The organism is Janibacter sp. FSL W8-0316 (assembly GCF_038004165.1).
In the GTDB taxonomy this organism is placed as follows: domain Bacteria; phylum Actinomycetota; class Actinomycetes; order Actinomycetales; family Dermatophilaceae; genus Janibacter; species Janibacter indicus.
In genome coordinates this window covers 2,194,159-2,219,101 of sequence record NZ_JBBOQX010000001.1, presented here as the reverse complement: position 1 = coordinate 2,219,101, position 24,943 = coordinate 2,194,159, and the positions used below count along the sequence as shown (strand labels likewise).

Here is a 24,943-nt window from a genome sequence, read left to right as displayed (position 1 = left end):
GGGTTGTCGTTGGAGCGGCGCGTCGCCGTGCCCCCATACTGGAACGAGCCGTACCGTCCCCCGTCCCACCGAGGTGCTCATGTCCAACGCCCCCCGCTCGCGCGCCGAGGCGCGCTCCCGCCGCACGCGCTCTCGCGGTCGCGGACGACGTGGCGGCCGCGGCATCCTGCGCAAGCTCCTGCTGGGTCTGGCGGCCCTCGTCGCCCTGGGGATCGCTGCCATCGTGGCGGCCTACCTGCTCATCGACATCCCGAAGCCCAACGACCGGGCGGTCTCGCAAGCCTCGGTCCTCTACTACTCCGACGGCAAGACCGAGATGGACCGCATCGCCACGGTCAACCGTGAGTCGGTGGAGCTCGAGGAGGTGCCCGAGGGAGTGCAGCACGCCTTCCTCGCCGCCGAGGACCGCAGCTTCTACGACAACCGGGGCATCTCGCCCAAGGGCATCTTCCGCGCCGTGAGCGGCGCGGTCGCTGGCGAGGACCGCGGGGGTGGCTCGACGATCACCCAGCAGTACGTCAAGAACTACTTCCTCACCCAGGACCAGACCCTCGAGCGCAAGGGCCGCGAGATCCTGCTGTCGATCAAGATCGACGGCGAGCTGAGCAAGGACGAGATCCTCGCCAACTACCTCAACACGATCTACTTCGGCCGCGGCGCCGACGGCATCCAGACCGCCTCCAAGGCCTACTTCGGCAAGGACGTCAGCAAGCTGACCCCCTCGGAGGGTGCCCTGCTCGCCAGCGTCATCCGCGGACCCTCGCTCTACGACCCCGCTCTCGGCGAGCAGCAGACCCAGTCGGCCAAGGACCGCTGGGCCTACGTCCTCGACGGCATGGTCGCCGAGGGGTGGATGACCCCCGCAGAGCGGGAGAAGCAGACCTTCCCCAAGACGATCGCCCCCAAGCAGCGCTCGCAGGCCGCGTCCGACGAGATCGGTTTCATCACCGAGGAGGTGCGGGAGGAGCTGCGCAACCGCCTCAAGCTGTCCGACGCCGACATCGACCGCGGCGGCTTCAAGATCGTCACGACGATCGACCGCAAGGCGCAGCGCTCCGCGGCCGAGGCGGTCGAGGAGTCGCGACCGACCGGTGAGGGAACCTCCGACCTGCACATCGGTCTGGCCTCGATCCAGCCCGGCGACGGCGCGATCCGGGCGATGTACGGCGGACCGAAGTACGGCAAGGGCCGCTACGGGTACTTCAACTCCGCGGTCGACGGCAAGATGCAGGCCGGCTCGACGATGAAGCCCTTCACGATGATCGCTGCTCTGCGCAAGGGGATCCCGCTGTCGACGACCTACAGCGGGGCGAGCCCCTACTACAACCGTGCCTTCATCTACGACGGTGCCGATGCCTCGGACATCCAGCGCCAGGGTGGCATCGTCAACTTCGGCAACAGCTCCTACGGCCCGGTCAACATGCGCACGGCGACCCAGAAGTCGGTCAACACCTACTACGCGCAGCTCAACCTGGCCGCCAAGCCCAAGGCCACGGCCGAGTCGGCCAAGGACGCCGGCGTCGTCGCCTACAACGGCGACAAGCGCACCGGCCTGTCGACCGGTCCGGGCAATGTCTTCGGCACCGACGCGGTCCGGGTCATCGACATGGCCAACGCGTACGCGACGATCGCCGCCGAGGGGCGGCGGGCCACGCCCTACTACATCTCCAAGGTGACGAGCACCGGCGCGCACGACCTCGAGTACGAGGTGAAGAAGGACGTGCGCCGCGCCTTCCCGCAGGACGTCGCGCGCGACGCCATCCAGGCCATGAGCCTCGTGGGTCAGCCGGGCGGCACCGGGTACCCGACGGTCGCCGACCTCGGTCGGCCGGTGGGCGGCAAGACCGGCACGACCTCCAACAACTACGCGGCGTGGTTCGACGGCTTCACGCCGGGACAGCTGGCGACCGCGGTCGGCATGTACAAGGGCGACGGTCGTCTCGTCGAGAAGAACCAGCTGAAGAACATCGGCGGCTTCGCCGAGGTCACCGGCGGCACGATCCCGGCCCGGATCTGGACGGACTACATGATCGGGGCACTCGAGGGCGAGCCGGTCAAGAAGCTCCCCCCGGCCGGCAACGTCACCTACCGCCCGCAGACGGACAACACCACCGCGCCGGCGCCGATCACGACGACGCAGACGCCCGTCCCGGAGCCGACGACGACCCGGTCGACGACCCAGGAGCCGGAGCCCACCTCGACCTCCTCCTCGTCGACGTCGTCCAGCTCCAGCAGCTCGAGCTCGTCGTCCACCTCCTCGACGACGAGCAGCACGACCCGGACCACGCCGCCGACGAGGACCACGACGTCCACGCCTCGGCCCACGACGGAGGAGCCACCACCGCCGCCGCCGCCGACGACTTCGGAGCCGACGCTCCCGACGTCGACGGTGCCGAGCTTCACCCCCAACGGCGGTGCCACCACCGGGCAGCGTGACTAGTGCCTCGTGAGTGGACGGCGCGCGACCTGCTGCCGCCGGAGTCGAGCGCGGTCCTGGGCGGGCCCCTGGGTCGCCGGGCGTCGAGTCGTGAGCGCTCGCTGCCCCGGCTGCTGCCCCTCGTCGTCGCCCTCGTCGTGCTGCCGACGGCCGGCGCCTTCCTGCGTCAGGGGCACTGCGTCGTCAACGGCTGGAACGGCAACGACCAGTTCTGGCGCGGGTGCTTCTCCGACCTGCCGGCGCAGTACCAGCTCGCCGGGCTCGACCGTGGACTCGGCGGCTGGCTCACCGGCGAGGCCCGCCTCGACCAGATGCCCCTGCTGTCGGGTCTTATGGCCTTCGTCGGTGGCCTGGTCCCCGATGCCGGGTGGCTCGACGAGTCGCGGTGGTACCTCACCCTGTGGACGGTGATCATCGCGCTGTGCCTCGTCGTCGCGGTGTGGTGCGTCGCCCTGCTGCGGCCCGAGCGACTCGACCTGGCGACCCAGCTGGCCCTGTCGCCGGTCCACGTCGTCGCCGCGCTGCTGTCTCCCGACCTCGTCGTCGTCACCCTCCTCGTCGCCGCGATGCTGGCCGACACCCGACGTCGCCCCGTCCTCGCCGGGGTGCTCCTCGGCCTCGCGCTGCTCGGTCATGCCTGGGTGGGGCTGGCCGCCGTCGCCCTGGTCATCGCCGCTCGTCGGGTCGGGCACGAGGCCGCGGCAGTGCGGACTGTCCTCGTCGCCCTCGGGACCGCGGTCTCGCTCGCGGTCGTGCTCGCGCTCTCCGCCCCCGCGATCGTCACCGGCCCGCTGCGGGCGTGGTGGGGTGAGAAGCCGGGCTACGGGTCGGTCCTGCTCATCCCCGAGCTCGCCGGTCACCCGCTCCCGGACCGGGTCGCCCCGCTCGTCTCGCTCCTCGGCGTCGCCGTCGCGGTGTGGGCCTGCGTCGTCATGGCCCGACGGGCGTGGCGACCGGCCACGTGGGCGCAGGTCGCGGCCTTGGGGGTGCCGGTCATGGTCCTCACGAGCACCTCGGTGCCGGTCCAGGCAGCCCTGTGGGTCCTGCCGCTGGCGATCCTCGCCGGGATCTCCTGGCGCACCCACCTGGGCTTCGCCGCCGTGGAGGCCGTGCACGCGACCGCACTGTGGCTGCACATCGGTGCGGCCGCGGACCCCGACAAGGGACTGCCGGCCCAGTGGTACGCGGTCGTCGTCCTCGGCCGAGCCATCGCGTGGGGCTTCCTGCTGTGGTCCATCTGGTACACCCCCGTCGACAACCCGGTCGGGCGGCCGGCGCCCGTCGACCGTCCCCAGACGCCGCGGGCCCGACCCCACGATCCACAGCACGCGGCCACGGTCTGAGGCGCCCCCCTTCGTCCGGCACGCTTTGGTGCGAAGGGAGTGCAGCCGATACCCTGAACCGTCCCCCTTCCAGGTCGTCACCCGACGACGTGTCGGGGGGTACCGATGCACCAACCCTCCTGTCACGGAGAGACCGTGACCGCACAGACCGAAGGAGGCGGGTTATCAGCATGCGTCAGTACGAGCTCATGGTCATCTTCGACCCCGAGACCGACGAGCGGGCCGTCCAGCCGCTGTTCGACAAGTTCCTCACCGTCGTCACCAAGGACGGCGGCAGCGTGGACAACATCGACCACTGGGGCCGTCGTCGTCTCGCCTACGAGATCAACAAGAAGGCTGAGGGCCTCTACGCGGTCGCCAACCTGACCTGCACGCCGGCCACGAGCAAGGAGCTCGACCGCCAGCTGGGTCTCTCCGAGCAGGTCCTGCGGACCAAGCTCATGCGCGTCGACGCCTGAGGCGTCCACTTCCAGCCTGTCGGTCCCGGCTGACAGGCTCACCTGAGAGATCACCGATCGACAAGGAATCCCCATGGCAGGCGAGACCCCCATCACCGTAATCGGCAACCTCACGGCGGACCCGGAGCTGCGGTTCACGCCGAGCGGCGCGGCCGTGGCCAACTTCACCGTGGCCTCGACCCCGCGCACCTTCGACCGTCAGACCAACGAGTGGAAGGACGCGGAGACGCTCTTCATGCGCTGCTCCGTGTGGCGTGAGGCCGCCGAAAACGTGGCGGAGTCGCTCACCCGCGGGACCCGCGTCGTCGTCACCGGTCGTCTCGTCTCCCGCTCGTGGGAGGACAAGGAGACCGGGCAGAAGCGCTCCGTCATGGAGATGCAGGTCGACGAGGTCGGCCCCTCGCTGCGCTACGCCACGGCCAAGGTCACCAAGACCCAGCGTGGCGGCGGTGGCGGTGGCGGCGGTCAGGGCGGCGGCTCCTGGGGTGGCGGCGGCCAGGGTGGTTCCGGTGGCGGCTTCGGCGGCCAGCAGGACGACCCGTGGGCGACCGGCGGCGGCCAGGGTGGCGGCCAGCAGGGTGGCGGCTCGTGGGGCGGTGGCCAGCAGGCCCCGGCCCAGGGTGGCGCTCCCCAGGGCGGCGGCCAGGGCGGCGGCCAGGGCGGCGGTGGCTGGGGCAATGCCCCGAGCTACGACGAGCCCCCCTTCTGATCGATCTCTTACGCCCGACCCCGGTCGGGCACTGACACCACTTCCATCCCGAGGACCAACCTCGGGCTCTCATTGACACGAAGGAGAGCACCACGATGGCCAAGCCCGTAGTGCGCAAGCCCAAGAAGAAGGCCAACCCGCTCAAGGCGGCGAAGGTCGAGAACATCGACTACAAGGACGCGAACCTGCTGCGCAAGTTCATCTCCGACCGCGGGAAGATCCGTGCGCGTCGCGTCACCGGCGTCTCCGTCCAGGAGCAGCGTCGCATCGCGACCGCCGTCAAGAACGCCCGGGAGATGGCGCTGCTGCCCTACTCCTCGTCCAACCGCTGATCCGCGGCCGAGAAGCAAGGAGCAGACATGAAGGTCATCCTCACCCACGAGGTCACCGGCCTCGGTACCGCCGGTGACGTCGTCGACGTCAAGCCGGGCTACGCCCGCAACTTCCTCTTCCGCCGTGGCCTGGCCACCGCGTGGACCAAGGGTGCGCAGAAGCAGGTCGAGGCGATCGCCGCCGGCCGCGCCGCTCGCGCCGTGAAGTCCCTGGAGGAGGCCCAGTCGATCAAGGGCAACCTCGAGGCCCAGCAGGTCACGATCAGCGCCCACGCCGGTGACTCCGGTCGCCTCTTCGGCGCCGTGACCAGCCGCGAGGTCGCCGAGGCCGTCAAGGCCGGCGGTGGCCCCGAGCTCGACCGCCGCACCATCGAGATCCCGACGCCGATCAAGTCGGTCGGCCCGGCCCAGGCGCTCGTGCGTCTGCACCCCGAGGTGCAGGCCACGGTCGCTCTCGAGGTCGTCGCCGGCTGAGTCCGCGAGATCTCGGGTCGCGCCCTCGGGCGTGATCAGGCCGAAGGGGGGCGCCCACCGCACGGTGGGCACCCCCCTTCGTCATGCCCTCCCGGGCTGCTGATGGGTAGTCCTCCCCATGGTCTGCGCAGCCCCGTCGACCGTAAGGTTCCGGTAAGGACACCACGAGCACGGGGAGACCCACCATGTCGCAGCCACCCTTCGGTCAGCAGCCGCCCACGCCCGGGCCCGGTCAGCCGCCGCCCCCGCCCGGCTACGGGCCGGCCCACGGCCAGCAGCCCCCGCCGCCTGCCGGTTACGGGCAGCCCGGTGGGCAGTACCAGCAGGGTTACGCCCAGCAGGGGTACCAGCCCGGTCACCCGCAGCAGCCCGGCCAGTGGGGCCAGGCGCCGGTGCAGCCGCCGGCCCCGAAGTCCACCAAGGCCCTCAAGTGGGGGGCCTTCGGCGTGGCGGGCGTCGTCGCCCTCGGCCTCGTCGGTGGTGGAGCGGTCTTCGCCTACAGCAAGCTCAACGGTGGCGGGGCCCAGCCGGAGGAAGCCCTCCCGGCCACCTCGGTCGCCTTCGCCAAGATCGACCTCGACCCCTCGGCGGACCAGAAGGTCGACGCCTTCCGCTTCGCCCGCAAGTTCCCCGGCATGCGCGACTCCCTCGAGGGCGTCGACGAGAACGGCGACCTGCGCAAGGAGATCTTCGACGCGATCAAGGAGGACGGCGGGCTTGAGGGCGTCGACTACGCCCAGGACGTCGAGCCGTGGCTCGGCCAGCGCTTCGGTGTCGCGCTCCTGCCCGCAGCCGACGGTGGCACCGAGCCCGAGGTCGTCGTCGCCCTCGCGAGCACCGACGAGGACGCCGCCAAGGAGGGCCTGTCCAAGGTCACCAACGGCGAGGGTGGCTACTGCTCGGTCCAGGCCGACTTCGCGATCTGCGGCGAGGAGCAGTCGGTCGTCGACAAGGCGGTCAACGACGCCGCCGGCGCCAACCTCGCCGACAGCGACGCCTTCCGGCAGGACATGGACGACCTCGGCGAGGACGGCATGATGACCGGCTGGATGGACGCCGGCCGGGTGAGCGAGCTCGGGCTGTCGACGGGCACCGTCCAGGCCGACCAGCAGGGCCGGATCGCCGCGGCCGTCCGCTTCGACGGGCCGACCCTCGAGGTCGCCGGAAGGGTCAACGGCCTGCCGGCGGGCAGCGTCCCGTCGGGCGAGGGCACGATGGTCGGCGACCTGCCGGCCGACACCCTCGGGGTCTTCGCCGTCACCGGTCTCGACGAGTCGCTGCGCACGGCCTGGCCCGAGCTCGACAAGAACGCCAAGAGCATCCTCGGCGACGACTGGCAGGAGGGTCTGGACTCCTTCACCAACGAGACCGGCGTCTCGGTGCCGGACGACCTCGCCAAGGCCGTCGGCAGCGACACCGCGATCACCGTCGGCGCGTCGGCCGACGAGCCCAAGGTCGCGCTCGTCACCAACGGCGACCGCGGCATCATCGACAAGCTCACCGGCGCGGTCGACTCCGGGGGCACCTCCGGCGCCCCGCAGATCACGGTCAAGGACGCCGGTGACAACCGCACCGTCGTCGCCACGCCGGCCGGCTACGCCGACGAGGTCGCTCACGGCTCCGGCCTCGGTGACAGCGATGCCTTCAAGGACGCCGTGCCCGAGGCCGACGACGCGAGCAGCGTGCTCTACGTCGACATCAGCAAGGCCGTCGAGCTCTTCGGCGACGAGCTCGACGACGAGGAGCGGGCCAACATCGAGCCGCTCTCGGCGCTCGGCTTCTCGATGACCGGCGAGGACGACCACGCCGAGTTCGCGCTGCGCCTGACGACGAAGTGACCCGCCTGCCCGGCACCGGACTTTCGCCGGTGCCGGGCAGCAGGCAGGATGCAGGGGTGACTTCCATGGGGCAGACGGACGGCAGCACGCGCGAGGACTACTGGCGCACGGTCGGGCAGGTCGGCGCGCAGCGTCGGCCGCTCGGTGACGCCGACGAGCCGGCGCAGTGGCCGGGCGGGTCGTCGACCTACCGGCACGTGACGACGCCGCACTCGGGGATCATCGCGACCGACGGGCTGTCCGACGGCGCCGGCGACTCGCCGGGCCTCGAGATCTACGTCGAGGGCCGCGAGCTCGTGCAGGACCCCGACGGCGAGGGCCGCTGGCTCGTCGCGGCGCTCGAGGAGGCCGCTGGCGCGCTCGCCGCTGCGGGGGCCGAGCAGGTCGACGCCGCGCTGCGCGACCACACCCTGCTCTCGCTCGAGATCTCCGCCGGTGAGGCGCCGTCCGACTGGGCCGACGCCGGGCGCCTGGGTGTGCTCGTGGGCGTCGAGCTGCCGGGGCGTCCCCAGTCCATCGGTTCCGACGTGCGGGTCCTGGCGATCACGCCGCTGCGCCCGAGCGAGCTGGCCGTGGTGACCAGCGAGGGCCCCGGTGGGCGTCGCCGCATCGCCGAGGCCCTGGCGGGCCAGGGGTGGTACTCCTACGCCGACAGCACCCGCCCGTCCGTCGCCTGACGTCGTCGGCACACGTCGCCGGACCGCCCGCCCGGGGCGAGGTGCCCTCCACCGGATAGGCGGTCGCGACCATCTCGACCCGTGGATCAGCGGGTCGCGCCGGTGACCGCCCACGCGTCGCCCCGGATGCGCCAGGCCATGCAGGCCCCGCGCAGCACCATGAAGGCCGTGAAGGCCAACCACAGCGTCACCACGGCCGCCTCGGGACCGTGGTCGCCGCCGACGGCCCGGGCCAGGAGCACGACGGGGACGTAGGCGAGCAGCACGAGGCTCATCGACCCGGCGAGCCAGCGACCGTCGCCGGCCCCGATGAGCACCCCGTCGACGACGAAGACGTAGCCTGACAGCGGCTGGCACAGGGCGACGACGACCAGACCCGCGGCGATCGCGCTGCGCACGGCGGGGTCGTCGGTGAAGAGCGCGGGCAGGACCCGGTGCAGCGCGAGCAGCCCGACACCGAGCACGACGCCACCCCAGATGCCCCACCGGACCATGAGCGCCGTCGCGGCGCGGGCACCGGCCGCGTCACCGCTGCCGAGCTGGGCGCCGGTGAGGGCCTGGCCGGCGATGGCGAGGGCGTCGAGGGCGAAGACGAGCAGTGACCAGATCGTCGTCGTCACCTGGTAGGCGGCGAGCGGCACGTCGCCGAAGGCCGCGGCGGTCGCCACGGTGAGCAGGATGATCGCCCTCAGTGCGAGGGTGCGCACGAGGAGGGGGACCCCGTCGAGCGCTGCGGCCATCACCCGTCCCACGTGCGGGCGAAGGGAGGCCCCCGCGCCTCGTCCCTGCCGCAGGATGACCGCGAGCAGCGCGAACGCCATGCCCCACTGGGCGATGACCGTGCCCCACGCGGCACCGCCGATGCCCATCCCCACCCCGAGGACGAGGGCGATCGACAGCACGGCATTGGCACCGAAGCCGATCGCGGAGACGACGAGCGGGGTGCGGGTGTCCTGCAGGCCGCGCAGGATCCCGGTCGCGGCGAGCACGAGGAGCATTGCGGGCAGACCGAGGGCGCTGATCCGCAGGTAGACGACGGCCTCGTCGAGGGCGGCCGGGGAGGAGCCGAAGGCCTGGGCGAGCGGCCGCGCCCCCAGCCCGACGACGATCGCCGCCAGCGCCCCGAGGCCCGCAGCGAGCCAGATCCCCCCGACCCCGACCTCGATCGCACCGCGCCGTGAACCGGCGCCGAACTGCCGGGCGACGACGCTCGTCGTGCCGTAGGCGAGGAAGACGAAGACCCCGGCCGCGGTGAGCAGCACCGAGCTCGCCGCCCCCAGGCCGGCGAGCGGGACGACGCCGAGCCGGCCGACGACGGCCGCGTCGACCATGAGGAAGAGCGGCTCCGCGACGAGCGCGAGGAAGGCGGGGACGGCGAGCGAGAGGATCTGCCGCGGCCCGACCTGGGCTGCGGGTGCGGGTGAGGTCACCCCCGCACCCTACGAGCGCCCCGCCGGCCCGGGTCTCGCGCCCGCGCGACCCCGGCCGAACCGGCATTGCCGTAGGGCAATGCAGGTTCAGGTGGCATGAGGGCGCATTGCCGTAGGGCAATGCGGGTTCAGGTGGCTCGGGTCAGGGGCGGGCGTAGCGGAGCCCCGGCGGCGCAGTGCCCCCGTCGCGGGAGGGGCCGGCTGCTCGATCGCCGCCCCGTGAGAGCACATCGGCGCTCGGCCGCCATCACTGGCGAAGTAGCGCTAGTGTCGGTCAAGCGTCCCAGTTACTCACGAGTAGGAGCTTGGCATGACCGCACCGCACCGTCGCACGAGGCGAGGCCTGGGCCCCTTCGTCCTGCTCCTGCTCGTCGCCCTGCTCGGCGGCAGCGCCACGGGGGCGGGCGCGGACCCGCAGCCCTGGTACGAGCAGAGCGACCCGCTGCCGGAGGACTCCGAGCTCGGCGTCACGGGGGCGCCGTCCACCGGGACCGGGCCGAAGGGGGAGGTGCGTGGCCTCATCGACGCGCACACCCACCTGATGTCCGACGAGGGCTTCGGCGGCGACATCGTCTGCGGCAAGACCTTCAGCGAGCTCGGCATCGAGGACGCCCTCACCGACTGCCACAGCCACGGCAGCGATGGCCGCACCGGCCTCATCGAGAACGTCACCCACCTCGAGGGCAAGGGGCCGCTCGACCCGCACGACACCGATCTCTACCCGACCTTCAAGGACGCCCCCAAGTGGTCCTCCCTCACCCACCAGCAGATGTACTACCGGTGGGTGGAGCGGGCCTGGCGCGGTGGCCAGCGGATCATGGTCGCCGACACGGTCAACAACTCCGTCCTGTGCTCGCTGCCGACCCAGGTCAACACCAGCTCGTGCAACGACATGGACGTCGTGCGTCGCCAGGTGAAGAAGACCAAGGAGCTCGAGGCCTTCGTCGACGCGCGCCACGGCGGCCCGGGCAAGGGCTGGTTCCGCATCGCCTACTCGCCGGAGGAGGCCCGGCGCTACGTCGAGCAGGGCAAGATGGCCGTCATCCTCGGCATGGAGGTCTCCGCTCCCTTCGGCTGCGGCATGACCCTGGGCGTCTCGCACTGCTCCAAGGCCAAGATCGACGCCGGTCTCGACGAGGCCAAGGAGCTCGGGATCCGCTCGATGTACCTGTGTCACAAGTTCGACAACGCGCTGTGCGGGGTGCGCTTCGACTCCGGGACCCAGGGCATCGTCGTCAACGTCGGCAACTTCCTGACGACGGGGCAGTTCTGGCAGGTGGAGCGCTGCCGGACGCAGCTGCACGACAACACCGTCGAGGGCGGGGTCATCCCGCCCAAGGTCGCCGAGCTCGTCCCCGGCCAGGTGCTGCCGATCTACCCGGAGGGGCCGCACTGCAACCGGCGCGGGCTGACCTCGCTGGGCGAGTACGCCCTGCGCGGGATGATGGACCGCGACCTCATGGTCGAGATCGACCACCAGAGCGTCAAGGCGGCCTCGCGGACGATGGAGATCCTCGAGTCCGAGGCCTATCCCGGCGTCATCTCGAGCCACTCGTGGATGGACAAGCACTTCACCGAGCGGGTCTACCGGCTCGGCGGGTTCATCACGCAGTACGGCCACGGTGCCGAGGAGTTCGTCGAGGAGGGGCACGCCGAGCGGCCGGTCCGGCAGAAGTACGACGTCGGCTACGGCTTCGGCATGGACATGAACGGCTTCGGCGGGACGCCGCCGCCCCGTGACGACGCGGCCGACACACCGCTCGTCTACCCCTTCGCCCCCGTCACGGGCTCCGGCAGCGTCGACCGGCAGGTGACCGGTCAGCGCATCTGGGACTACAACCGCGACGGCGTCGCCCACTACGGGATGGTCCCGGACTGGGTCGAGGACATGCGCAGCAACCACGGCACGGAGGGCCGGCAGGTCGTCGACGACCTGCTGCGCGGTCCCGAGTCCTACCTGCGCACCTGGGCGGCGACGACCGGCTGGGAGCAGGGTGCTGACCTGACGAAGGGAGCGGTCGCCACCGCGAGCAGCACGGAGTGGAGCCTCACCGGCAAGCTGCGCCCCGGCAGTGCCATCGACGACGACGCCGCGACCCGCTGGTCGAGCCGGTGGGGCGACGACGCGTGGTGGGCGGTCGACCTCGGCACCCCGCGGATCGTGCGCCGGGTGAGCCTGGACTGGGAGGCCGCCCACGCCTCGCGCTACCGCGTGCAGACCAGCCTCGACGGGCAGTCGTGGACGACCGTGGCGACGGTGAGCGACGGCGACGGCGGGCTCGACACCCACACCATCAGCCCGACGTCCGCGCGGCACGTGCGGGTGGTCACCGACGAGCGGGCCACGAAGCACGGCGTCTCGCTGCACGAGGTGCGAGTGACCAGCTAGGTCGCCGGGTCTCGACCACCGTGGGGCCGGGGGAGTGCTCCCCAGTGCCCCGGCCCCGGTGACTCCGTAGAGTGGCGCCGTCACCACGGACACCACAGCGAAGGGGAGCGACGTGCCGCCCACGAGCAGGATCAGCAAGGACCAGCTGGAGCGGGCCCGGACCCTCGTCGCCTCGGTCGACAAGGGCTTCGAGTCCAAGGTCGTCGGCCAGCGACGGCTGCGCGAGACCCTCCTCATCGGTCTGCTCACCGGCGGCCACGTGCTCCTGGAGTCGGTGCCCGGTCTGGCCAAGACGACGGCCGCCCACGCGCTCGCGACGGCCATCGGCGGCTCCTTCAAGCGGATCCAGTGCACCCCTGACCTGCTGCCGAGCGACATCGTCGGCACCCAGGTCTACGACGCCAGCCAGGGCAAGTTCGTCACCCAGCTCGGCCCCGTGCACGCCAACTTCGTCCTGCTCGACGAGATCAACCGCAGCTCGGCCAAGACGCAGTCGGCGATGCTCGAGGCGATGCAGGAGCGGCAGACCTCCATCGGCGGCCAGGTCTTCAAGGTGCCCGAGCCCTTCCTCGTCCTCGCGACGCAGAACCCCATCGAGCAGGAGGGCACCTACGTCCTGCCCGAGGCCCAGCTCGACCGCTTCATGCTCAAGGACCTGCTCGACTACCCCAGCCCGGCCGAGGAGGCCGAGGTCGTGCGACGCATCGACGCCGGTGTCTTCGAGCAGCCCGAGCGGGCGATGATCGACATCGCCGACGCCCGCGAGTTGCAGCGTCTGGCGGCGTCGGTCTACCTCGACAAGGCGATCCTCGACTACATCACCTTCCTCGTGGCCGCGACCCGCACCCCGCACAAGGTCATGCCGCCGGAGCTGGCCCGCTACGTCGAGATCGGCGCCAGCCCGCGAGCCTCGATCGCCTTCGCCAAGGCCGCCCGGGCCGCCGCGCTCCTCCAGGCGCGCGACCACGTCATCCCCGAGGACGTGCGCCACCTGGCCCACCGCGTCCTGCGCCACCGCGTGCTCCTCACCTACGAGGCCACCGCCGACGACGTGCGCGTCGAGACGATCATCGACGCCATCGTGCGCTCCGTGCGCACCCCGTAGGGACGTCATGACGCGTCTGGTCCACAAGGTCAAGGGCAAGCTGTCGATCCACGTCCGACGCCGGTCGGTCGCGCTGCTCGACGGCGGCTACGCCTCTGTCCACAAGGGCCGCTCCATGGACTTCGACGACCTGCGCGAGTACGCGGTCGGCGACGACATCCGGGACATCGACTGGAAGGCATCGGCCCGGCACGGCTCGATGCTCATCAAGCGCTACGTCGCCGAACGCCACTTCTCGCTCATCATCGTCATGCCCGCCGGCCGGGAGATGGCCGCGACCGCGGCCGGTGGTGAGCCCAAGCGCGAGATCGCCGTCCTCGCCGCCGGCGTCCTGGGCTGGCTCGCGATCCGCCACGGCGACGACGTCGCGATGATCAGCGGCGCCCCCGGACGCATCCACGCGACGCGCGCCCGCAGCTCCGAGGGCCACCTCGAGCACCTGCTGCAGGAGACCCTGGCGCGCTCGCAGCCGGACTCGCCCTCCTCGGACCTGCCCGGGCTGCTGCGGCACATCACCCGCAACGTCAAGGGCCGCAAGGTGCTGCTCGTCGTCGCCGACGACGGCGTCGAGCCGGCCGAGGTCGAGGACACGCTGCGCTCCCTTCGCCTGCGGCACGAGGTGATCTGGGTCGACGTCGCCGACCTCGACCCGCTCGGGGTCGACCCCGAGACCCTCGTGCGCGATGTCGCCGTCGATCACCCGCTGCCCGACCTGCTGCTCTCCGACCGGGAGCTCGCGGCCGCCTTCACCCGGTCCGAGAGCACCCGCCGCCACGACATCGAGGCGATGCTGCGGCGCACCGACGTCTCGTCGGCCCGTGCCGGGCACACCGACGAGGTCGTCCCGATGATCGTCAAGATGCTCGAGAGGAGGCGTCGTGGACGCTGACCCGATCTACCTCGAGCCGCAGGGCTACTCGGTCATCTGGCCCGTGCTCGGCTTCTTCATCATCTTCGGGCTGCTCGTGTGGGCCGTGTGGATCTGGCTGCTCACCCGCGCCCCCGAGTCCGAGGACGGCTCCGGCTCGCTGCCGCCCGCGGCGCTGCTCAAGCTGCGCCGCGACGCCCTCGCCCGGATCGACAAGGTCGAGGCGGCGGTCGCCGCCAAGAAGACCTCGCCGCGCGCCGGACACCACGAGCTGTCGCAGATCGTGCGCGGCTTCGTCAGCAAGGCGAGCGGGTTCAAGGCCGAGACGATGACCGCCGCCGACCTGCGTGAGCGAGGTCCGGCGCACCTGGCTCAGCTCATCGAGGAGTACTACCCGCGGCAGTTCGGTCAGGCCGAGGCCGACCCGCCGAGCTTCGCCCGCTCCGCCAAGGCCGCGCGTGACGTCGTCGGGGGGTGGTCGTGATGGGTCTGGCCTTCTGGTGGCTCACCCTGCTCCTGGTCCTCGCGGTCCTCGCGGTCGCCGGCCTCGGCTGGTGGCGCGCCGGGCGCGACACCGCCGCCCGCGACGCGGTGCTCGTCGCCCACTCACGGCGACTGACCCGGCTGCCGGCCTACCGCGCCGCGATCGGGCGGCAGAAGGTGCGCCTCGCGAGCATCGCCGCGCTGCTGGCCGTCGTGCTCCTGCCGCTCGCCGTCGCCGCCGGTCGCCCCGGTACGACCGAGACGATCGACCCGGAGAAGAACAACCGCGACATCATGCTCTGCCTCGACGTCTCCGGCTCGATGTACTCGACCGACCGGGCCGTGCTCGAGAACTTCTCCGAGATCGTCAAGAGCTTCCGCGGCGAGCGGATCGGGCTGGTGCTCTTCAACAACCAGGCCGTCACCGCCTTCCCGCTCACCGACGACTACGACCTCGTCTCGGAGCAGCTGGCCGGCTACGCCGAGGGCTTCTCGCTCTTCGGCGGCAGCGAGTACGACCCGACCTCGGGCACCTTCAACGAGCGCATCCTCGCCAGCTCGCTCGTGCCCGACGGGCTCGCCAGCTGCGTGGAGAACTTCGACCACGCCGAGGAGGACCGCCCGCGCGCGATCATCCTCGGCACCGACAACGACGTGCACGGCGACGGGGTCTACACCCTCGACGAGGCGACCGAGCTGGCCAAGGAGCGCAAGATCCGCGTCTACGCGCTCAACCCGCTCGCCATCGGCAGCGACCACACCGAGCTCTCGGCTGCGACCGAGGAGACCGGGGGCCGGACCTGGGGGCTCGACCAGCCCGGGGCGACCGACGAGGTGACCAAGAACATCGAGAAGCTCGAGGCGGCCCGGCTGCCCGACGTCGCGCCGGTCCATGTCCGCACCGACCTGCCGCGGGTGTGGCTCGTGCTCAGCCTCATCGGCCTGGTCGTGCTCTACCCGCTGCTGTGGAGGTGGCGCCGATGAGCTGGCACCCTGTCCTGCCCTGGCCGATCGTCGTCGTCCTCGGGCTGCTCCTCGTCGGCTTCACCCTGTGGCGCCTGCTCGTCGACTCCCACCACCGGGTGCGCTGGGGGCTGCGGCTCGCGATCGCCGTGGCGATGGTCGTCGCCCTCATGGGCCCGGCCGTCAACGGCGCGATCGCCCGTCAGGCCGCCTCCGACGTCAGCGTCTTCTTCGTCGTCGACACGACGACCTCGGCGATGGCGCGTGACCACAACGGTGAGAAGACCCGCCTCGAGGGCTATCGCGAGGACATGGCCAAGATCCAGGAGGAGATGCCCGGGGCGCGCTTCGCCATCATCACCTTCGACTACACCGCCCGCGTGACGATGCCGCTCACGACCGACACCAATGCGCTGAAGACGGCCGCCAACAACCTCCGGGCCGAGAACAGCCTCTACTCCGGCGGGTCGTCGGTGACCGTCGCCCAGGAGCGGCTGAAGCTCACCCTCGAGGGGGCCAAGAAGCGCCAGCCCGAGCGCTCGCGCGTCGTCTTCTACCTCGGCGACGGCGAGCAGACCGCGAGCGAGGAGCCGGCCCCCTTCGACCTGGGTGACCTCGTCGATGGTGGCGCTGTCCTCGGCTACGGGACCGAGGCGGGCGGCCGGATGGCGTCGACCTCGGCGGACGGCACGACCGGTGAGGACATCAAGGACAGCCAGGGCAACCCCGGCGTCAGCAAGATCGACGAGAAGCAGCTCGAGGAGATCGCCGACCAGCTCGGCGTGCCCTACACCCACCGCGCCGGCGGCGACATCGCCCCGGCCCTCGAGGACGCCGACCCCGGCACGACGGTCGAAGGGGAGGGCGCGGCCATCGAGACCTACACCTCGCTCATCTGGGTCTTCGCCCTGCTCATGTCGCTGCTGCTGCTCATCGACCTCTTCGTCACCACGCGCGAGATCGGCCGACTGCGGCGGGTCGAGGCAGGAGGCACGCCATGACGGCACCCATCGAGCCGCGGCTGCGGCGCCGCCGCCGGATGATCCTCGCGACCATCCTCCCGGCGATCGTCCTGGTCGTCCTGGCCATCCGCTTCCTCACCCTGCCCGTCTTCATCGGGCAGGCGCAGGACGCCCACGGCGGCGACGACGGCCCCGGCATGGTCAAGGCGGCCGACCGCCTCCACCCGCTCAACATCGTCGAGCGGTGGCGGGCTCCCTTCGTCGAGGGGACCGGCAAGTCGATCGACGGTGACCTCGAGGGCGGCCGGGCCGACCTCGAGACCGCGCTGGATCGCACCAAGAACCCGCAGGACGACTGCACGGTGCGCACCAACCTCGTCATCACGATCTCCCAGCAGGCCGATGCCGCCAAGGAGGCCGGTGACGAGGACAAGGAGAAGTCGCTGGCCGAGGAAGCGCTGAAGCTCATCGAGGAGGGCCCCGAGGGCTGCCTCGACGGCAGCGACGACGGCAACGGCGGTGAGGCCGGCCGCAAGCAGCAGGAGCAGAAGGACAAGCTCGAGGAGCAGACGGGCAAGTCCCAGCCTGAGGAGCCGCAGGAGCCCGAGGACCAGGGCGACGACGGCGAGGGCGAGGACGAGGAGAAGAAGGACCCGAAGCAGAAGGAGCTCGAGGAGCGCAACCAGCAGGGTCAGCGCCAGTCCGAGACCGACCGCCGCGAGGAAGAGGGCGAGGAGAAGGGCAGCTCCGGCGCCGGCGTCGACAAGCCCTGGTGACTCAGCGCTCGTCGAGCATGAGGTCGATGGTGTAGTCCTCGGCGCGGTAGGCGTGGTCGCCGAACTCGATGGCCGCCCCCGAGGCGTCGAAGGCCATGCGTGTCATCGTCAGCACCGGCTGGCCGGAGCGCAGCCCGAGCGCCCGCCGCTCGGCGGCCGTCGGCATGCGCGCCCCGATCGACTGGCGCGCGACGACCGGCTTGACCCCCCGCTTGCGCAGCAGCGCGTAGAGCCCCTGGGCCTCGAGGCTCTCGAGGGTGATCTCGGCGTGGGCCGGCGGCAGCCAGTTGTGCATGATCGCCAGCGGCTGGTCGCCGGCGGAGCGCACCCGCACCACCGAGAGCATCTCGGTGTCGGCCGCGAGGTCGAGTGCCGCGGCGGCCCGCTCGTCGGTGCGCATCTCCATCTCGATGACGCTCGTGCGCGGCTCGCGCCCCTCGGCCTCGAGGTCGTCGAAGAGCGAGGACAGCCTGGCCTTGCGGTGCACCTTGCGGTTGGCGACGGTCGTGCCCAGCCCCCGGCGGCGCACGAGCAGCCCTTGGTCGACCATCTCCTGGATGGCCCGGCGGACGGTCGGCCGGGAGAGCGAGAGGCGGGTCGCGAGGGCGACCTCGTTTTCAAAAGGGTCGCCGGGCTCGAGGCGCCCGTCGTCGATCGCGGCGGTCAGCTGCTCGGCGAGCTGGTGGTACAGCGGCACCGGGGACTCCCGGTCGATGACCACCTCGAGCTGCATCGCTGACATGGTCGGAGCATACGCGGCGGGGTGCATGACAGCCATACGTCAGTATGTCCTGACAAACTGTTGACAGGCCCGTGGGCGTGGGGAAGAGTGACCCGCACACCCCGCACGAACCACGCAAAGGAGCGTCCCCGGATGCGGATCGGACTCGTCGGCCTCGGCCGGATCGGTGCCTTCCACGCCGAGACCCTCGTCGGGCTGCCGGAGGTCGACACCCTCGTCATCACCGACGCCCGCGACGGCATCGCCGACGAGGTGGCCGCCCGCCTGCGCGCGACCGGTTCGGTGGCGCAGGTCGAGGTCGTCGCCCCCGACGCGCTGATCGACGCGGACCTCGACGGTCTCGTCGTCGCGACCGCCACCAACGGCCACGCCGAGTGGATCCGCCGCGGTGTCGAAGGGGGCGTCCCCACCTTCTGCGAGAAGCCCGCTGCCGGCAGCCTCGACGAGACGATCGAGCTGGCCCGTCTCGAGGCGAGCAGCGAGGTCCCGGTGCACATCGGGCACCAGCGTCGCTTCGACGTCGGCTTCCGCCGGGCGCAGGAGGCCGTCGCCTCCGGCGAGCTCGGCTTCGTCCACACGATCCGGGCCAACACCCACGACCAGGCGCCACCGCCGGCGGAGTTCATCCCGACCTCGGGCGGCATCTTCCGCGACTGCGGGGTCCACGACTTCGACGCGGTCCGCTTCGTCACCGGCCGCGAGATCGCGAGCGTCTACGCGGTGGGGGCCAACAAGGGCGCCGACTTCTTCGCCGAGGCCGGCGACGTCGACACCGGCGCGGCGGTGCTCACCCTCGATGACGACACCCTCGTGCTGATGTCGACGACCCGCTACAACGGCGGGGGCCACGACGTGCGCATGGAGGTCATGGGCGAGCGCGGCACGATCACCGCCGGCCTCGACCACTCGCTGGCCATGGTGAGCGCCGAGCCCGACGTCGACTTCCCCCGCGGCCCGCAGCGCTGGTCCTTCATGGAGCGCTTCCTGCCGGCCTACCGGGCCGAGCTCACCGCCTTCTTCGAGGTGGCCGCGGGCCGCCGCAAGAGCCCCTGCACGATCGCCGACGCGCTCGAGGCCTATCGCACCGCTGAGGCGTGCGAGCTCTCGCGCGCCGAGCGCCGCCCCGTCGCCATGACCGAGATCCGAGGACTGTGACCATGATCGCCGCCACCACGCGCCGCCCGCTCACCGAGCGCATCGCCGCCGCCCCGATCTCCTGGGGGGTGTGCGAGGTCCCCGGCTGGGGCTGGCAGCACCAGCCGCCGACCGTGCTGACCCAGATGCGCGACCTGGGCATCGCGGCGACCGAGTTCGGGCCCGACGGTTTCCTCCCCGACGACCCGCAGGGCAAGGCCGACACCCTCGCCGAGTACGGCCTGGCGGCGGTCGGGCAGTTCGTGCCCGTGGTCCTGCACGACCCGGCGATCGACCCCCTTAGCACCGTCGAGACCGCGATGGCCGGCCTCGTCGCGGCCCGGGCGACCACGGTCGTCATCGCCGCCGCGACCGGCGCGGAGGGCTACGACGCCCGCCCCGAGCTCGACGAGCAGGGCTGGACCACGCTCCTGACCAACCTCGACCGGATCGCCGATGCCGCTGCGGCGCAAGGCCTCACGGCCACCCTGCACCCGCACGTGGGGACGATGGTCGAGTCCGGCGAGGAGACCGACCGGGTGCTCGCCGGCTCCCGCATCGGGCTCTGCCTCGACACCGGTCACCTGCTCATCGGCGGGGGTGACCCAGTGCGAGTCGCCCGGGAGCACCCGCAACGGATCGCCCACATGCACCTCAAGGACGTCGACCTCGCCTGGGCCCGCAAGGTGCAGGACGGCTCGGCCAGCTACACCGATGCCGTCGCGGCCGGCATGTACGTCGCCCTCGGTCGCGGTGACGTCGACATCGCCGCCATCGTCGCCTCCCTCGAGACCGCCGGCTACGGCGGCTGGTACGTCCTCGAGCAGGACACCGTCCTGGCCGGTGACCCCGCCGACCCCGTCACGCCGCAGGGGGCCGCGGACCCGGTCGCCGACGTGCGCGAGTCGGTGGGGTACCTGAGTGAGGTCGCGCGGGTGGTCGAGGGGTCTCGAGGCTCGTCGCAGAGCTCCTCGCACCTCGACCAGCGAGAGGGGACGCAGGCGTGACCCACGACCTCATCACCATGGGCCGGACGGGCGTGGACATCTACCCCCTCGACCACGGGGTCCCGCTGGAGGAGGTGCGCACCTTCGAGAAGTTCCTCGGCGGGTCGGCGACCAATGTCGCCGTCGCCGCCGCGCGCCACGGTCGCTCGGCCGCCCTCATCACCAAGACGGGGGCCGACGCCTTCGGCCGCTACGTGCGCGCCGAGGCCGAGCGCCTCGGTGTCGTCGGTGACTTCATCACCCCGATCAGCGGTGAGGGGCCGCCGACGCCGGTGACCTTCTGCGAGGTGCACCCGCCCGACGACTTCCCGCTGTACTTCTACCGCTACCCGATCGCGCCCGACCTCATGCTCACCGAGGAGGACCTGCCGCTCGAGGCGATCCGCGGCGCGCGGGTCTTCTGGACCACGGTCACCGGGCTGAGCGCCGAGCCATCGCGGGCGACCCACCACGTCGCTTACACCGCGCGTGGCCGGGCCGAGCACACCGTCCTCGACCTCGACTACCGGCCGATGTTCTGGGCCGACCCGAGCGAGGCGACCCACGAGGTCGGCCGCGCCCTCGAGCACGCGACCATCGCCGTCGGCAACCGTGAGGAGTGCGAGGTCGCCGTCGGCGAGACCGGCCCCCAGCGCGCCGCCGACGCCCTGCTCGAGCGTGGACTCGAGCTGGCCATCGTCAAGCAGGGCCCCCGCGGGGTGCTCGCCGCGACCGCCGACGAGAGGGTGGAGGTTCCCCCCTTCGCCGTCGAGGTGGTCAACGGACTGGGCGCCGGCGACGCCTTCGGTGGAGCCCTCGTCCACGGGCTGCTCGAGGGCTGGGACCTGCGGCGGATCCTCGAGTTCGCCAACGTCGCGGGCGCGATCGTCGCCTCCCGGCTGGAGTGCAGCACCGCGATGCCCACGGTCGCCGAGGTCGAGGCCGGCCTGGCGACGTGGGCGGCGAAGGGAGCCCGGGCATGAGCACGCAGCCGGTCACCGGGGCGACGCGCCCCGTCGCCGTCGACATCGCCGACATCACCGGCACCCGGGCCACCGACCCCGGCGCGATCGCCCGCGGCTGGGCCGCCCGCACCCGCCGACCGCTCCTCGCCGACGACGGCCGGATGCTCCTCGTCGCCGCCGACCACCCGGCCCGCGGGGCCCTGGGCGTGCGGGGCCAGGCGATGGCCATGGCCTCGCGCTCGGACCTGCTGCGCCGCCTGGCCACGGCGCTGTCACGGCCGGGCGTCGACGGGGTGCTGGGCACCCCAGACGTCCTCGACGACCTGCTCCTCATGGGGGCGCTCGAGGACAAGGTCGCCATCGGGTCGATGAACCGCGGTGGCCTGCAGGGCTCCTCCTTCGAGCTCGACGACCGCTTCACCGGCCACACTGCCGCCGAGATCGTCGCCAGCGGGATCGACGGCGGCAAGATGCTCACCCGCATCGACCTCGACGACCCGGCGAGCGTCGCCACCCTCGAGGCGAGTGCCCGGGCGGTCACCGAGCTCGCCGCGAACTCGACCATGGCGATGGTCGAGCCCTTCTGGTCGACCCGTCGCGACGGCAAGGTCGTCAACCTCCTCGACCCCGACTCGACGATCCGCTCGATCACCGTCGCCTCCGGGCTCGGCGCCACGAGCGCGCACACCTGGCTCAAGCTGCCCGTCGTCGACGAGCTCGAGCGGGTCATGGACGCCACGACCCTGCCCTCGCTGCTCCTCGGCGGCGACCCCCAGGGCGATCCCCGCGACACCTACGCGTCGTGGGGCCGGTCCCTAACCCTCCCGCAGGTGCGCGGGCTCGTCGTCGGGCGCGCCCTGCTCTACCCGCCCGACGGTGACGTCGCGACCGCCGTCGACATCGCCGCCGACCTCGTCCACGGAGGTGCCGCATGAGCCACGCCCCTCGCACCGGAGCGGACAACGACCGGTGGTACCTCCCCTTCGCGCCGAAGGGAGGTGCCTGGGCCGTCGAGGTCACCGACGAGATCGACGGCTGGCAGCACACCAGCCTGCGGGTGGCCGTGCTCGCGCCGGGTGCGTCCGTCGGCCACCGGCTCGACGGCCAGGAGTCGCTCGTCGTGCCGCTCGTCGGCGGGGTGAGGGTGACCACCGACGCGGACCAGCACGTGCTCGCCGGGCGCCCGAGCGTCTTCGCCGGCCCCACCGACGTGCTCTACGCGCCCTCCGGGACGGCCCTGGAGCTGACCAACTCCGGCGACGCCGAGGCGCGCGTCGCGGTCTGCGGTGCCCGGGTCGACGACCCGAGCGGTGGGGGGCGCGAGGTCACCGTTATCTGCGCCGACGAGGTGCCGGTCGAGCAGCGCGGAGCCGGGGCGTGCAGCCGCGAGGTGCGCGGTCTCGGCATGCTCGACACGCTGCCGGGCGCCGAGCAGATCCTCGTCTGCGAGGTCGTCACCCCCGCCGCCGGCTGGTCCTCCTACCCGCCGCACAAGCACGACACCGACCGGCCCGGTCAGGAGAGCGAGCTCGAGGAGATCTACTACTTCGAGACCCAGTCCGTCGGTGACGCCGACGCCGGGCGGGCGCCGCTCACCCGGGGCACCGACCGCGAGGACGGCCGCCAGCCCGTCGGCTACCAGCAGGTCTACGGAGCGGAGGGGCGACCCATCGACGTGCTCGTCGAGGTGGCCACCGGTGACACCGTGCTCGTCCCGCACGGCTGGCACGGCCCTGCGATGGCCGCGCCCGACGCCGACCTCTACTACCTCAACGTCATGGCCGGCCCCGGCCCCGAGCGGGCCTGGCTGATCTGCGACGACCCGGCGCACGGCGCGATCCGGGAGACCTGGGCCCTTCGAGACAGTCGCTGCGCGACTTCCTCAGGAACCGAGGAGGCGCGATGACGAGGGTGCGGCTGACCGTGGCGCAGGCGGTGGTGCGCTTCCTCGGTGCGCAGTGGAGCGAGCGCGACGGGGAGCGCCAGCGCCTCTTCGCCGGGGTGCTCGGCATCTTCGGCCACGGCAACGTGGCCGGCGTCGGCCAGGCCCTGCTCCAGGAGGAGCTCGCCGCCGGCGAGGGCGGGCCCGCGCTGCCCTACGTGCTCGCCCGCAACGAGCAGGCGATGGTCCACACCTCCGTCGCCTACGCCAAGCAGCGCGACCGGCTCCAGACCTGGGCGTGCACCGCCTCCGTCGGCCCAGGCAGCACCAACATGCTCACCGGTGCCGCGCTCGCGACGATCAACCGGCTGCCGGTGCTCCTGCTGCCGAGCTCGACCTTCGCCACCCGGGCCGCGGGGGCGCTGCTGCAGGAGCTCGAGCAGCCGCACGGCGGCGACCTCACCGTCAACGACGCCTTCCGCCCGCTCTCGCGCTTCTACGACGAGGTGCGCCGGCCCGAGCAGCTGCCGGCGATCCTCCTCGCCGCGATGCGGGTGCTCACCGACCCGGCCGAGACCGGCGCGGTGACGATCTCGCTGCCGCAGGACGTGCAGGCCGAGGCCTTCGACTGGCCGGTCGAGCTCTTCGCCGAGCGCACCCACCACATCGCCCGGCCCCCGGCCGAGGCCTCGCGGATCGCGGCCGCCGCCGAGATCATCCGCTCCGCGCAGCGCCCGATGATCGTCGCCGGCGGCGGGGTGCACTACTCCGGCGCCGAGGACGCCCTCGCCGCGCTGTGCGAGGCGACCGGGATCCCCGTCGGCGAGACGCAGGCGGGCAAGGGGTCGCTCCTCCACGGCCACCCGCAGCTCCTCGGAGCGGTCGGGTCGACCGGCACGACGGCCGCCAATGCCGTTGCGGCGCAGGCCGATGTCGTCATCGGCATCGGCACCCGCTACCAGGACTTCACGACGGCGAGCCGGACCGCCTTCGCCGCTGACGGGGTGCGCTTCGTCAACCTCAACATCACCCCCTTCGACGCGGTGAAGCACTCCGGCCTGACCGTCGTCGGTGACGCCCGCGAGGCGATCACGGCCCTGACCGCCGCCCTCGACGGCTGGTCCGTCGCCGACGACCACCGGCAGGAGCAGGCCCGGCTGTGGGCGGAGTGGGACGCGCAGGTCGAGGCGGCGCACCACCCGTCGCCCGAGGTCACCGATGCGCTCGCCGACGGGCTGCTCACCCAGGGCGAGGTGCTGGGACTGGTCAACGAGCTCTCCGACCCGCGCGACGTCGTGCTCTGCGCGGCCGGGTCGATGCCCGGCGACCTGCACAAGACGTGGCGGGTGCGCGACCGGCGCGGCTACCACGTCGAGTACGGCTACTCCTGCATGGGCTACGAGGTGCCCGCCTCGATCGGGATCCGGTGGGCCGACCCGACCCGCGAGGTCTGGGCCATGGTCGGCGACGGCGGCTACCTGATGATGCCGACCGAGCTCGTCACGGCCGTGCAGGAGCGGACCAAGGTCATCGTCGTGCTCGTGCAGAACCACGGCTTCCACTCCATCGGGTCGCTGTCGGCCTCGCTCGGCAGTCAGCGCTACGGCACCGCCTACCGGGCCCGGGGCGACGGGGGCCGCCTCGACGGCGACCGGCTGCCCGTCGACCTCGCCGCCAATGCCCGCTCGCTCGGCGCGCACGTCATCGAGGTGCACGACCGGGCGGGCCTCGAGGCCGCCATCGCCGAGGCCAGGGCGGCGCCGGCCGACGCAGGCCCCGTCGTCATCCACGTCGAGACCGACCCCATGGTCGTCGGGCCCGACTCGCGCTCGTGGTGGGACGTGCCCGTCGGCGAGGTGAGCGAGCTCGAGAGCACCCGCGCCGCGCGGGCCGAGTACGAGCAGGCGAAGTCCCGGCAACGAACGCATCTCGCCCCGGCGGATCTCCCGCCGTCCGGCACACCGGACAGCGACACTCACAACTGAATCGA

General features: G+C 72.1%; 23 protein-coding genes. 21 read left to right on the top strand and 2 right to left on the bottom strand.

Annotated elements, in window-relative coordinates; translation table 11 throughout:
* The first annotated feature begins 79 nt into the window (after window positions 1-79).
* The 8 genes from NYE39_RS10880 (at window position 80) to NYE39_RS10845 (ending at window position 8,268) form a co-directional block, all read left to right on the top strand.
* The gene (locus tag NYE39_RS10880; RefSeq protein WP_341012680.1) at window positions 80-2,440 is read left to right on the top strand and encodes a transglycosylase domain-containing protein; all 2,361 of its coding nucleotides are present in this window, start codon (window positions 80-82) and stop codon (window positions 2,438-2,440) included.
* Window positions 2,440-3,780 (top strand): hypothetical protein, encoded by a 1,341-nt coding sequence (locus NYE39_RS10875; RefSeq protein ID WP_341012679.1) that lies wholly within the window; start codon window positions 2,440-2,442, stop codon window positions 3,778-3,780. Before NYE39_RS10880 ends, NYE39_RS10875 begins: the two co-directional genes overlap by 1 nt.
* Before the next feature lie 170 nt (window positions 3,781-3,950).
* Window positions 3,951-4,238 (top strand): 30S ribosomal protein S6, encoded by a 288-nt coding sequence (rpsF, locus tag NYE39_RS10870; protein ID WP_341012678.1) that lies wholly within the window; start codon window positions 3,951-3,953, stop codon window positions 4,236-4,238.
* 73 nt (window positions 4,239-4,311) lie between these two features.
* Window positions 4,312-4,947, top strand: a complete 636-nt coding sequence (locus NYE39_RS10865) for a single-stranded DNA-binding protein (protein WP_341012677.1) — start codon at window positions 4,312-4,314, stop codon at window positions 4,945-4,947.
* Window positions 4,948-5,042: 95 nt separating this feature from the next.
* Window positions 5,043-5,279: a 30S ribosomal protein S18 gene (rpsR, locus tag NYE39_RS10860; RefSeq protein ID WP_007925814.1), complete on the top strand. Its 237-nt coding sequence runs from the start codon at window positions 5,043-5,045 to the stop codon at window positions 5,277-5,279.
* A 27-nt stretch (window positions 5,280-5,306) separates the two neighbouring features.
* A complete protein-coding gene (gene rplI, locus NYE39_RS10855; protein WP_341012676.1) occupies window positions 5,307-5,753 on the top strand; it encodes a 50S ribosomal protein L9 in 447 nt (148 codons plus the stop codon).
* 185 nt (window positions 5,754-5,938) lie between these two features.
* Window positions 5,939-7,591, top strand: coding sequence for a DUF3352 domain-containing protein (locus NYE39_RS10850; RefSeq protein ID WP_341012675.1), 1,653 nt, complete (start codon window positions 5,939-5,941; stop codon window positions 7,589-7,591).
* Window positions 7,592-7,656: 65 nt separating this feature from the next.
* Entirely contained in the window at window positions 7,657-8,268 is a 612-nt protein-coding gene (locus NYE39_RS10845; protein WP_192911178.1) for a hypothetical protein, read from the top strand.
* Window positions 8,269-8,354: 86 nt separating this feature from the next.
* Here the strand turns inward: NYE39_RS10845 and NYE39_RS10840 are convergent, their stop codons facing one another.
* Entirely contained in the window at window positions 8,355-9,698 is a 1,344-nt protein-coding gene (locus NYE39_RS10840; protein WP_192911177.1) for an MATE family efflux transporter, read from the bottom strand.
* A gap of 310 nt (window positions 9,699-10,008) precedes the next feature.
* On the opposite strand from NYE39_RS10840, the gene NYE39_RS10835 reads away from it, so the two are divergent.
* The 7 genes from NYE39_RS10835 to NYE39_RS10805 all read left to right on the top strand — a co-directional run bounded on the left by NYE39_RS10835 (window position 10,009) and on the right by NYE39_RS10805 (window position 17,244).
* A complete protein-coding gene (locus NYE39_RS10835; protein ID WP_341012674.1) occupies window positions 10,009-12,087 on the top strand; it encodes a discoidin domain-containing protein in 2,079 nt (692 codons plus the stop codon).
* 112 nt (window positions 12,088-12,199) lie between these two features.
* Window positions 12,200-13,192: an AAA family ATPase gene (locus tag NYE39_RS10830; RefSeq protein ID WP_341012673.1), complete on the top strand. Its 993-nt coding sequence runs from the start codon at window positions 12,200-12,202 to the stop codon at window positions 13,190-13,192.
* Between the two features lie 7 nt (window positions 13,193-13,199).
* A complete protein-coding gene (locus tag NYE39_RS10825) occupies window positions 13,200-14,081 on the top strand; it encodes a DUF58 domain-containing protein (protein WP_072625998.1) in 882 nt (293 codons plus the stop codon).
* A complete protein-coding gene (locus NYE39_RS10820) occupies window positions 14,071-14,544 on the top strand; it encodes a hypothetical protein (RefSeq protein ID WP_341012672.1) in 474 nt (157 codons plus the stop codon). The genes NYE39_RS10825 and NYE39_RS10820 overlap by 11 nt, the downstream gene beginning before the upstream one ends.
* On the top strand, window positions 14,544-15,527 hold the full coding sequence (locus NYE39_RS10815; RefSeq protein WP_072626400.1) for a VWA domain-containing protein: 984 nt from the start codon (window positions 14,544-14,546) through the stop codon (window positions 15,525-15,527). Before NYE39_RS10820 ends, NYE39_RS10815 begins: the two co-directional genes overlap by 1 nt.
* Window positions 15,524-16,507, top strand: coding sequence for a vWA domain-containing protein (locus NYE39_RS10810; RefSeq protein ID WP_341012671.1), 984 nt, complete (start codon window positions 15,524-15,526; stop codon window positions 16,505-16,507). The genes NYE39_RS10815 and NYE39_RS10810 overlap by 4 nt, the downstream gene beginning before the upstream one ends.
* A complete protein-coding gene (locus tag NYE39_RS10805) occupies window positions 16,504-17,244 on the top strand; it encodes a hypothetical protein (RefSeq protein WP_072625996.1) in 741 nt (246 codons plus the stop codon). Before NYE39_RS10810 ends, NYE39_RS10805 begins: the two co-directional genes overlap by 4 nt.
* A gap of 1 nt (window position 17,245) precedes the next feature.
* Here the strand turns inward: NYE39_RS10805 and NYE39_RS10800 are convergent, their stop codons facing one another.
* Window positions 17,246-17,977 (bottom strand): GntR family transcriptional regulator, encoded by a 732-nt coding sequence (locus NYE39_RS10800; RefSeq protein WP_164513640.1) that lies wholly within the window; start codon window positions 17,975-17,977, stop codon window positions 17,246-17,248.
* A 141-nt stretch (window positions 17,978-18,118) separates the two neighbouring features.
* Between NYE39_RS10800 and NYE39_RS10795 the strand changes: the two genes are divergently transcribed.
* The 6 genes from NYE39_RS10795 to iolD are packed head-to-tail and all read left to right on the top strand — an operon-like array spanning window position 18,119 to window position 24,938.
* On the top strand, window positions 18,119-19,141 hold the full coding sequence (locus NYE39_RS10795; RefSeq protein WP_341012670.1) for a Gfo/Idh/MocA family protein: 1,023 nt from the start codon (window positions 18,119-18,121) through the stop codon (window positions 19,139-19,141).
* Between the two features lie 2 nt (window positions 19,142-19,143).
* Entirely contained in the window at window positions 19,144-20,127 is a 984-nt protein-coding gene (locus NYE39_RS10790) for a TIM barrel protein (protein ID WP_341012669.1), read from the top strand.
* Between the two features lie 17 nt (window positions 20,128-20,144).
* Window positions 20,145-21,089 carry a 5-dehydro-2-deoxygluconokinase gene (gene iolC, locus NYE39_RS10785; protein WP_445667089.1) on the top strand — a complete coding sequence of 315 codons (945 nt, stop codon included), beginning with the start codon at window positions 20,145-20,147 and terminating at the stop codon, window positions 21,087-21,089.
* Complete coding sequence (locus NYE39_RS10780) at window positions 21,086-22,006, top strand: Cgl0159 family (beta/alpha)8-fold protein (RefSeq protein ID WP_341012667.1); 921 nt, start codon at window positions 21,086-21,088, stop codon at window positions 22,004-22,006. The genes iolC and NYE39_RS10780 overlap by 4 nt, the downstream gene beginning before the upstream one ends.
* Window positions 22,003-22,977 carry a 5-deoxy-glucuronate isomerase gene (gene iolB, locus NYE39_RS10775; RefSeq protein ID WP_341012666.1) on the top strand — a complete coding sequence of 325 codons (975 nt, stop codon included), beginning with the start codon at window positions 22,003-22,005 and terminating at the stop codon, window positions 22,975-22,977. Before NYE39_RS10780 ends, iolB begins: the two co-directional genes overlap by 4 nt.
* Window positions 22,974-24,938 (top strand): 3D-(3,5/4)-trihydroxycyclohexane-1,2-dione acylhydrolase (decyclizing), encoded by a 1,965-nt coding sequence (gene iolD, locus NYE39_RS10770; RefSeq protein ID WP_341012665.1) that lies wholly within the window; start codon window positions 22,974-22,976, stop codon window positions 24,936-24,938. The genes iolB and iolD overlap by 4 nt, the downstream gene beginning before the upstream one ends.
* Window positions 24,939-24,943: the final 5 nt, after the last annotated feature.